This window comes from Frankia sp. KB5 (genome assembly GCF_002099325.1).
Classification (GTDB): domain Bacteria; phylum Actinomycetota; class Actinomycetes; order Frankiales; family Frankiaceae; genus Frankia; species Frankia casuarinae.
In genome coordinates, this window is sequence record NZ_MRUJ01000399.1 from 1 (window position 1) to 1,334 (window position 1,334).

At 75.8% G+C, this 1,334-nt stretch carries 2 protein-coding genes and 1 pseudogene; 2 read left to right on the plus strand and 1 reads right to left on the minus strand.

What is annotated here, in order from left to right; genetic code table 11:
* Window positions 1–408 (minus strand): hypothetical protein (locus KBI5_RS24775; protein WP_133057170.1); only part of this gene is annotated, 408 nt, incomplete at its 3' end.
* 39 nt (window positions 409–447) lie between these two features.
* Between KBI5_RS24775 and KBI5_RS24780 the strand changes: the two genes are divergently transcribed.
* Complete coding sequence (locus tag KBI5_RS24780) at window positions 448–828, plus strand: BlaI/MecI/CopY family transcriptional regulator (RefSeq protein ID WP_085016070.1); 381 nt, start codon at window positions 448–450, stop codon at window positions 826–828.
* A gap of 3 nt (window positions 829–831) precedes the next feature.
* Window positions 832–1,334: pseudogene (locus tag KBI5_RS24785) on the plus strand (M56 family peptidase); the annotation flags it as partial.

Sequence of the window (1,334 nt, forward strand, 5' to 3'; positions counted from 1 at the left end):
GGCGACCCGGCTGGCGAGCCCGGCGACTCCGGTCAGGCTGGGCAGGATGACCAGCCAGCAGAACGGACGCAGCACCGGCGGGACCAGGGCGGCGGGATCGTCGAGGCCGCCGATGCGTCCGCGCTGGGTGCGGTCGTGCAGGGCGAACGCGGCGAGTAGCAGCAGGTCGACGGCGACCGCCACCGCCAGGGCCAGGACGGTGGCGCCGACGTCGGGGAAGTCGGGGGTGTTCAGCTCGTCGGGGTTGAGCCGCAGCCGGGGCGCGAGGTAGCCGGTGGCCATGAACAGCCCGCCGCCCGTGAGGATCAGCAGGTTGATGCGCCGCGGGTGATCGTGCGCGTAGCGTCGGGCGGCGCCGGGCTGTGACCGGTCGCGTGCTTTCTCGGGTCGAGGTGGGGCTGCCCGCATGGCTACTACACGCTACTACAAGGGGGTAGGGTGGCGGGTGTGGCAGCAGGGTCGGGTGGCCGGTCGCGTCGGCCGGGGCAGTTGGAAGCCGAGGTGCTGGCGGCGTTGTGGGCGGCGGACCGGGCGCTGTCGCCGGGAGAGGTGCAGGCCGCCCTCGGCGGCGGCCTCGCCTACACCACCGTGATGACGATCCTCAACCGGCTGCACGCCAAGGGGGAGCTGACCCGAATGGCGGACGGGCGGACGTTCGTCTACCAGCCGGCCGTGAGCACCGTCGAGTTCACCGCCCGGCGGATGCGGGGGATGTTGGAGCAGGTCGACGACCCGGCCGGGGTGCTGGCCCGGTTCGTCGACACGCTGGGCCCGGGGGAGGAGCAGGTGCTGCGGGACCTGCTCGACCGGCGCCGGCTGGAGGGCTGAGCGGTGCGGCTGGCTGTCTATCTGGCCGGTGCGGCGGCGCTGGTGGTGCTGGTCCTCGCGCGGCCGGCGGCGCGGCGGCTGCCGCCGGCCCGGGCGGCGTTGCTGTTGGCGGTGGCGGCCGTGGGCGCTGCGGCGGTGTGGGTGGTGGTGGTCGGTCTGCTGGCAGTCCTGCTGGCTGGGCAGGTGCCGCTGGTGGCGGCGCTCGGGCGCTGGTCGGCCCGCCTCGTCGGCGCCGGCGATCCGGTACCGGCCGCGGCGTCGGTAGCCGCCTGGGTCGCCGTCGCGGTCGGTGTGGCCGGCGCCGGCGTGCTGGCCTACCGKCTGGCCGCGGAGGCGCGTCGCTGGCTGCCCGCCTATCGGCACGATCCCTGCGCCGGGCTGCTCGTCGTCGTCGACGACCCGGCCCCGGCGGCGGTGGCGGTCCCGGGCTGGCCTGGGCGGATCGTGGTCTCCTCGGGGATGCTGCGGGCGCTGCCCGCCGACGAACGCCGCGTGTTGCTCGCCCA